This is a genomic window from Xanthomonas melonis, assembly GCF_020783655.1.
In the GTDB taxonomy this organism is placed as follows: Bacteria; Pseudomonadota; Gammaproteobacteria; order Xanthomonadales; family Xanthomonadaceae; genus Xanthomonas; species Xanthomonas melonis.
On the sequence record NZ_JAJGQH010000019.1, the window covers coordinates 97,852 to 106,048 of the forward strand.

An 8,197-nucleotide genomic window follows, 5' to 3' on the forward strand; every position below is an offset into this window, starting at 1 on the left:
CGCAGGCACGGCATGTACTCTCGTACATGCCGGCCCGCGTGCTCGCCGCCAAGCGTGCGCCGCGTGCCGCGTTGCGGTGGCACGTTGCAGTGTCTGTCGCCCCTGCAGTGCGGCAGTGGTTTTGAAATAGACGAGGTGCGTGTGCTGAAGGTTTGGATAGGTGTGTTGTGTCTGATCGCGCTGCCGGCAAGTGCGGCCACTTCCACGGCTCCGGAGTTGCTGTTCCGGGCCTCGGCCGATCGCAGCCTGGAGGCCGATGTGGCGCGTGGCGATCGCGTGCCCAATTTCCGCGACAAGATCGCCCTGGTGCCCACCGGCAAACGCGGCAACGCCATCGAATGGGCCGACGACGGCGTGCTGTCGTGGAACGCGCCCGGCAACCTCTACACCCAGCGCGGCACGCTCGGTTTCTTCTGGCGTTCGCGTTACCCGGTCGGCGAAGCGCCGTTCGTGATCTTCCGCGTCGGCTACGCCGACCACACCAGCTGGGACATGGCCTGGCTGCGCATCGACTGGAACGGCCACGGCTTCGACGCCTTCGTCACCGACGCCAATCTCGCGCGCACCCGCGTCTCCTTCAAGCTCGACAAGAATCCCGCTGCCAGCGCCTGGACCCACCTCGCCTTCGCCTGGGACGAAACCCGCGGCGTGCGCCTGTACGTGGACGGCAAGGAAGCCGCGCGCGCAGACTGCGGCGCGCCTTGCGCCAACGGCGGCTCGCTCGATTACGACGCCGCGCTCGACCAGTTCGGCCTGGCCGGCCGCGTGATGTCGCCGCACCAGGTACAGAGCCGCTACAACTTCCTGCGCGGCAGCGACTTCGACGAGATCCGCATCTACGACCGCATGCTCGACGCCAGCGGCGCGGCCGCGCTGGCACGCCTGCAGGAGCCCGCTACCGCCGAGCCGGCCACACCGGCATCGCAACACGCCGCCTTCCTGCACCGCTACGGTTGGGACAATGGCCACGCACCGCCACTGCTGGATGCACCCACCACCCGCATCCGCAAGGTGGAATTCACCGACACGCGCGACCTCAAGCAATGGATGTGGAAGGCCACCGACGGCATCGCAGAAACCACCTGGCCCGGCGTCTACAACCGCTCGCGCCTGCCCGGCCGCGACGACTACTTCCAGCTGCCGGACTGGAACACCTACGTCGAAGGCGGCAAGGCGCTGGACCTCAGCCTGCCGGAGGAGCCCTTCAACCGCATCGAACTGCGCGGCGCCGCCTACGGCCAGGCCACCTACGCTGCGCCTAACGCACAGGCGCAGCCGCTGTTCGCACGCAGCCAGGGCGTGGTGCGCAGCGTGGACCAGTTCCCCGAGCGCCGCGGCGGCACGCTGCGCTTTGCCAACACCGCGCAGGAAACCCCCATCCAGGAAATCTGGGCCTACGACGTGCAGCCAGGCGCGGTGCCCAAAGGCAGCGCGCAACTCAGCTACACCGTGCGCAGCGACATCCAGCCCGACTACGACAACCTCGCACCGCTGCGCGATGTCATCGCCGGCCGTTACCCGCCCAGCGAGCGCCAGACCGTCATCGCGCTGCCCACCAAGGCACCGGCGCGCAAGCGCCCCAGCGACAAGGCCGCAGCAAGCGCGCAGCAACCCATCGTGCACATCCTGGTGCCCTCCAGCCTGGGCGACCCGCCGCCGGACCAGGCGCTGATGCGCAGCTGGTCCTACGGCTGGGAGAACATGCACGACGGCCTGGACGGCATCGCCATCACCCTGCCGGCGCTGAACCTGCCGGCCACCCACAACGGCAGCATCCCGCTCAACATCCGCATCAAGGACCCCATCTGGCCCGCACGCGACATGCTCGATGTCTCGGTCGCGGTCGCCCCCGGCCAGGCCCGCACGCTGTGGCTGGACCTGCGCGACCGCATCCTGAGCAACGACAGCCTGATGCTCAGCATCGCCGCCGCCGCGCCCGGCTTCGATGCCAACGCGCTCGACGGCACCCAGCTGCAGCTGGTGTTCAAGCCGCGCAATGAGGCCATCACCGAACACGTCGCCGACCGCTTCAACCAGGTCAAGGACAACTGGGGCTTTCTGGTGGAAGAGCACACCACCTCCAAGCGCCAGCTGCTCTACAAGCGCCTGGACGCCGACATCACCGACCTGCTGCGCGTGGACCCGGACCACGCCCTCGGCCGCCAGTACTGGAACGACATCAGCTACGCCAACCAGGGCGCGTTGCCTGTCGAGATGCCTGCCGTGCCCAAGGGCGTGCCTGCATGGGCGTTCTGGCAGCTGCAGGACCTCAGCGCCACCCGCCGCTACATCCGCTGGTGGATCGAGCAGCGCCAGGTGGCCTACGGCGATTTCGGCGGCGGCATCTCGGATGATTCTGACCTGGTGCAGCAATGGCCCGGCGTCGCGCTGATGGGTGTGGACCCGGACATGCTCAACGCCTCCATGCTGGCGCTGTCCGATGCCAACTACCGCAACGGCATGTTCACCAACGGCCTGTCCACCATCGAAACCGACGAGCTGCATGCGTATGAGGAGGGCATCAACCTCAACAGCGCCCTTCTGTACCTCAACTGGGGCGACCCGCGCACCGTCGAGCGCCTGATGCAGACGGTCAAGGCCTTCGATAACGTCATCCAGGTCAACCCCCAAGGCCACCTGCTGTTCGCCAGCAACTGGTTCGGCGGCCGCAAGGTCTACCGCGAGCCCAACTGGCAATGGCAAAAACCGTACTCCTTCCCCATCGTGCACCCGGCCATCCTGCTGGGTGGCTATAACGCCGACCCCAACAGCCGCCGCATCGTCACCGGGTTAGCGGATGGCTATCTCGCCCACGCCTACACCAATGCCAAGGGCAACTGGGCGCTGCCCAACGAGATCAACTGGCAAACCGGCAAGACCCGCGGCGGCGAACTGTTCGAAGGCAGCGGCGGCGCCGACACCTTGCACACCTTCTGGGCCGCCTACCGCTTCACCGGCGAAGATCGCTATCTCAAGCCGATTAACTACCGCGTCGCCAACAGCGGCCCGAATGGTCTGTCCCTGCTCAACGAAAACTTCCTCGATGTCATGGGCAAGCGCAACGACTGGAGCGCCAAGCTCATCGACGCCGCAAATAAAGACGACGGCAGCGCCCCGGACTTCCCGCACCACGTGGCCTGGGAACAAACCGGCAACCTGGAGTATCTCGCCGCCATTTACCGCAGCGAGGCACGCGAGAAACTGCAGAACTTCTACATGAACACCGAAGGCCACTGGTGGAGCGACCGCGTGGAATCCCCCACGGTCAACCTGCAACGCGCACGCTTAGGGGGAGTGGCGCTCAAACGCAACCAGACCTACCCCGGCCATACCGTCAGCTGGCGCTTCAATGACCCAGAGGCCGCCACCCAAGTGGCCATCGCCATCCCCGCACCCCAGCAAGACCGCTTCACCGTCATCGCCTACAACACCTCCAATAAGGCGCAGCGCGCCAGCATGACCGGCTGGAACGTCGCCCCAGGCCAATGGCGCATCACCCAGGGCGTGGACCGCGACGGCGACGGCAAGATCGACGGCACCGGCACCACGCGTGAGCTGGCCTTCGAAAAAAGCACGGCCATCGACATCGACTTCCCCGCAGGCCGCACCACCATCCTGCAGCTCGAACGCATCGCAGCCACCACCCCGGTCGAACTACGCCCGGACCTGGGCATCGGCCACGGCGATGTGCGCGTGACTGCAGATGCCATCGAGGTCACCGTGCACAGCCTCGGCCATACCGATGCACCGGCCGGGTTTGTGGTGCTGGAAGATGCGCGTGGCAAGGAGCTGGCAAGAGCCGAATTCCCGTCACTCGCCGCACCACGCGATCTGCAACCGATCACCACCCAGGTGCGCCTGCCGCTGACCAACGCCGCAAACACAAAAGCCGCGCAACTGCGCGTCATCACCGATGGCAACGTCGCAGAGATTACCGACCTCAACAATACGCTGCCGCTGCCAACCCCAACCACCGCGCCAACGACAAAAACCAACCCATAACCCAACACACCAATCCCTTCTCCCGCACGCGGGAGAAGGTGCCCGAAGGGCGGATGAGGGCAAAGCCGATAAAGCCAACGATCAATACTGCAAGCGCATTGACGCAACCCAAAAACTCGGCGAGGATCAAGGCACGCAGTACGTAATGCAGCCGCAAAGCCACACCTTTCTTCAGGGGGAAGAAACAATGTTGAGCAAGGCAGGGAGCATCGTGGCACTGACTGTGGCCGCACTGGGGTTGTTTACCGCATCCGCGCAGGCGCGCGTCAGGGCCGCTGGCGCGCACCACACCACCAGTCACGGCGGTCACTACAGCGCAGGCCACGGCGCCTCGCACAAGGGTGGCAGCTATCGCAGCACAAGTACCAACAACCACTATCGGCGTCACAAGTCCTAGCAGGCCTCAAGCCAACGCCACTCGGAAGTGCAGCGTATGCAAGAACTAGGACGCAAAGAATGCGCTATCAAAAACTCCTGAGGCTGCTCGCCGGCCTTGCCGGTGTCATGCTCGCAGCGACAGGCGCATTGCTGGTGGCGCTGGTTGCAGCAGGCCAGGTACGTGAGGGACAGACGGGCGCATTGATCAGCGGAATTGGATTTCTGGTGATGGCCGCTCCCGCGCTGGCAATGCCGTTTTCCCTACCCGCTGCCAAGCGATTGCTGATGCTGACACTGTGCTGCCTTGCCGCACTCGCGATCTGGCTTCCGTTTTGGCCGAAAGAGGGTGTGATGCCGACGCTTCAGCTGCGAGTCGCCGTCCTTGCGTTCCCGGCACTTCTGATACTCCGCATGCTGCTGGCGCGCCATCGCAAGATGACGAAGCTTAGTACTGACAATTGATTCGAACAGCATCCGCGACGTGGTGCCACTCAATTCAAGCGCTAGGAAAATCGATGGATATGATTCGCGTAAACTCATCAGCCATCAGCGCCATTGGCTACGACCCGAATATAATGCGTATGAAAATTCAATTCGTGCAGGGCCACACATACGACTTCTGTGGTGTGCCCGCGCACGTGTTTCGGGGGCTTCTCAAGGCGGGCTCAAAAGGCGGGTACTACAACGATCACATCCGTGACCGCTATCAGTGCTAACCACCTGGCTTCGGGGCATGTCATAGCAATTAATTCAAGCCGAATCCGCTTCGCGTTCGGCTTAATTCAGGCGTTTGATCGCGTAGGAGACATCACTTGGCCGCAGTGAAGACCTCTAAGTTATCCCACCCTTTGCTTGGCATAGTCGCACTTGTTTTCGTAGTGGGCTACAAAAACCAAGGCGGACACCTGCGTGGGGAGTTCCATTTGATATTTGCGGGAAAAGCCACGGACTCCAGGTCAGAACTGATCAAGTTCGAGCAATCTCCGCATGATGGTGACGCGTTGCAGATTACGGAAGATGTGATGGCCGACGTGGCGCTCGACGAAGCTAAGATGCACCTAAACGAGTACGTCAATGACCTGCCGGAAGTGCACAAGAATATGCTCGCTTTAGCTTCACTATCTGCTGCTGAACCGCAGGATCTTTTCCAAGCTTGGGTCAGGCAACAGTTCCCGCAGATGCATCAATTGTCCTTCCAGACGGAGTCAGAGGACTTGCGTATTTTCATTCGGTCGTTCACCAAGTACCCAAAAATCAAGGCGAGTGCGCTTTAGTCATCCATTCAAGCCGACATCGCTTCGCTGTGGATTATTTAGGCAATAGCATTACAGGAGATATTTTATGCAGCACCCTTATGATTTTTTCAGACTAGAAGGGCCTGTGCCCGTATATGCCGTGATTGAGAGCAGACTATCTGAAATTGGCCTTTGGGCTGAAGCTCAGCCAAATTTCCTTCAACAAGTTCTTGGCATAAAGCCAGTGCCAAACAATCCTTGGGCTGGGTTCGCGTACAAGAATCAAGTTCTGCGTGCAGCTGGTTGGGATGTGGACAAGGACGGTAGCTACACCAACAACCCGGACAAAGCAGCAGAAGTATTTATAAAGATTGGTCATGTTTTGAGCGAGTCAAAAGATCCCGAAGAAATCCTCAGACTAGTTGGCAGGTAGTGCTAAGAATTCATCTAAGCCGAACTGACTTCGCCAGTTAGCTTAATTCATACGTTAGACCTGCATGGATAGCCAATGGCGTACCTAAGTAAAAAATTCAATGCACTACTTAAAGAAGCACAGTTTACCTTGGAGATACTTGGGTCTGGCGCAACCCAGATCAGGAAAGTCAACCATTTAGAAAAAGGCACATACTTCCAAGCTTTTACAAGTCTCTCAACCGGAATTGAACGCATAGGGAAACTATGCCTGATCTTGGATCACTACATCGAATCGCGCGGCACATTCCCAGCTGATGAGCAGATGAGGAATGACATCGGCCATAACATCGAAAAGATCTATGCCAGGTCCCAAGATATTATTAAGAAGCGTGGAATTTTACTGGATCATCTTCAGGATCTCGATGCCTCAATTCACCAAGCAATTCTCAGGTCCTTGAGCAATTTTGCAAAAGGTGATCGGTGCTCAAATATCAACCTCATAACAGAAGCAAAAAGACAAGCCGATCCAATTTCAGACTGGTTCGATGGAGTGGAGAAGAAGATCTACAACTCGTCCGTTGGTGATAAAAAAAAGCACAGATTTCACATCAATCGAAGATGGTTGAAGAGCTAATTGGTAGCGTCTCTCATGTTCTCCAAACATCTGAGACAGGAAAAGAAATAAATGATCTCGAAACAGTAGGCCGCTTAGTCGGTGCAGCTTCTGCTTTTGCACCATGCCGCCAACTATATGTGCTGCAAGTGATTCGATATTGGACAGAATTACTTCGTGAGCTTCAGTATCTCGCTCAAGCCGTCCCTGGCGAAGAAATTCCTTACTTTAGCGAGATATTCGCAAGATTCGGAAACGATGATAGTTTCCTTAGGACCCGTAAGACTTGGGAGAAGAATTGATGCTCGCTTACAGGTCTGATGATTCATTTGAGCCGATGCCGCATCGTCGCATCTCAGCACTGGTGTTAGACCCTTAGGTCATGAAGACGTTACCTATTTCTATCCCGCACTCTGTTGCCGATCATTACCAAAAAGATGCTCGCGATTTTGCGGCGCGCTTTGACGTTCTTTGGGAAAATCAACTTCACAAGACTGGACGGATCAAAAGCTTTGTTGATTTGGTCATGGGCTGTGAATGTGCACTCAAATGCCATGTTTTCCTTGGTCGTCTTAACCAAAATCCAGAAGAAACTTATCAACTGATTCGCCGTGCAGGGCACAATGCTGAGCGACTATCCACTCTAGCAGCCTTCCTCCAAGATAGGTCACTCTATGAGCTAGTTGGATCCAAACTTGCCCCCTTCTCCGTTTTCATTCGGTACTCACTAGACGCTTACTCCACATTCTTCCCGGCGCTTACTGATTGGACCGACGCCCCCGTCAACCACTCAGCTACGATAGGTGACAACACCTGGGTTCTTGGTATTCGTGGCGATCTGGAAAAACTAATAGATTCTTCTTCTCTGGAATTCTCTGGAATTGTCAGCCATGACATTGGCGCTATAATTCAGCATGAGCAAGAGATGGAATGTTTCATGCGTAGAGTTGCGCCTAAAATTTCATTCAAGCCGAAGCAGCTTAGCGGCTAGGCTTAATCCAGGCGTTAGGCCCCTAGAGATAATTCATGAGTCCGTCGAAAATTCAGACCTATCCTCATTGGACCTACTTCCTTTGCCTAGAGGAGGACGTAGTAAGACTCTCGCGCTCGGTAGAATTCACAGAGAAAAATTTCCATTGCTACTCCACCGAGATTGCAAGACTACTGATGGCAGCCTCCTCAGAGGTGGATGTTCTGGCGAAACTTGTCTGTAAGAGCATTTCAAGCTCGTCACAAGCATCAAGCATTGGAAGGTATCAAGCAGAACTGACTGCTGCGTATCCAACAATACATAAAGCACTTACCATTATTCCAAGATTCGGAATAGAACTGCACCCGTTGTCAACTTGGGAAAACCCTCAGAGTCCGCCGCTCTGGTGGAGCGCAACGAATAAAGTGAAGCATCATCGCTCCAAGCACTTCGAGCAAGCGACGCTTGTAAATCTTCTCAACGCAATGGCGGCTCTTCTCATACTTGTGGATGGTCTGATCAACGCGGCCGGAGAACGAAGCAAGCCACATCCACCGCGCTAAGAGCGCTCAAATCCCCGATTTT

10 protein-coding genes are annotated in these 8,197 nt (G+C 57.9%); all 10 read left to right on the top strand.

Features of this window, described 5'->3' with window-relative positions; all coding sequences use genetic code 11:
- Positions 1 to 135: 135 nt before the first annotated feature.
- The 10 genes from LL964_RS18145 to LL964_RS18190 all read left to right on the top strand — a co-directional run bounded on the left by LL964_RS18145 (position 136) and on the right by LL964_RS18190 (position 8,175).
- Positions 136 to 4,002: a LamG-like jellyroll fold domain-containing protein gene (locus LL964_RS18145; protein ID WP_104588670.1), complete on the top strand. Its 3,867-nt coding sequence runs from the start codon at positions 136 to 138 to the stop codon at positions 4,000 to 4,002.
- 187 nt (positions 4,003 to 4,189) lie between these two features.
- Positions 4,190 to 4,399, top strand: a complete 210-nt coding sequence (locus LL964_RS18150; protein ID WP_167395434.1) for a hypothetical protein — start codon at positions 4,190 to 4,192, stop codon at positions 4,397 to 4,399.
- 59 nt (positions 4,400 to 4,458) lie between these two features.
- Positions 4,459 to 4,842 carry a hypothetical protein gene (locus tag LL964_RS18155; RefSeq protein ID WP_228329489.1) on the top strand — a complete coding sequence of 128 codons (384 nt, stop codon included), beginning with the start codon at positions 4,459 to 4,461 and terminating at the stop codon, positions 4,840 to 4,842.
- A 59-nt stretch (positions 4,843 to 4,901) separates the two neighbouring features.
- Positions 4,902 to 5,096: a KTSC domain-containing protein gene (locus LL964_RS18160; RefSeq protein ID WP_228329492.1), complete on the top strand. Its 195-nt coding sequence runs from the start codon at positions 4,902 to 4,904 to the stop codon at positions 5,094 to 5,096.
- A gap of 96 nt (positions 5,097 to 5,192) precedes the next feature.
- Positions 5,193 to 5,654, top strand: coding sequence for a hypothetical protein (locus LL964_RS18165; protein ID WP_104588668.1), 462 nt, complete (start codon positions 5,193 to 5,195; stop codon positions 5,652 to 5,654).
- Positions 5,655 to 5,721: 67 nt separating this feature from the next.
- Complete coding sequence (locus tag LL964_RS18170; protein ID WP_146092441.1) at positions 5,722 to 6,048, top strand: hypothetical protein; 327 nt, start codon at positions 5,722 to 5,724, stop codon at positions 6,046 to 6,048.
- Positions 6,049 to 6,123: 75 nt separating this feature from the next.
- Complete coding sequence (locus tag LL964_RS18175) at positions 6,124 to 6,663, top strand: hypothetical protein (protein WP_146092440.1); 540 nt, start codon at positions 6,124 to 6,126, stop codon at positions 6,661 to 6,663.
- Positions 6,648 to 6,944, top strand: a complete 297-nt coding sequence (locus LL964_RS18180; protein WP_146092439.1) for a hypothetical protein — start codon at positions 6,648 to 6,650, stop codon at positions 6,942 to 6,944. Before LL964_RS18175 ends, LL964_RS18180 begins: the two co-directional genes overlap by 16 nt.
- 80 nt (positions 6,945 to 7,024) lie before the next feature.
- On the top strand, positions 7,025 to 7,633 hold the full coding sequence (locus LL964_RS18185) for a hypothetical protein (protein WP_146092438.1): 609 nt from the start codon (positions 7,025 to 7,027) through the stop codon (positions 7,631 to 7,633).
- 35 nt (positions 7,634 to 7,668) lie between these two features.
- Positions 7,669 to 8,175, top strand: coding sequence for a hypothetical protein (locus LL964_RS18190; RefSeq protein WP_146092437.1), 507 nt, complete (start codon positions 7,669 to 7,671; stop codon positions 8,173 to 8,175).
- The last annotated feature ends 22 nt before the right edge of the window (positions 8,176 to 8,197 follow it).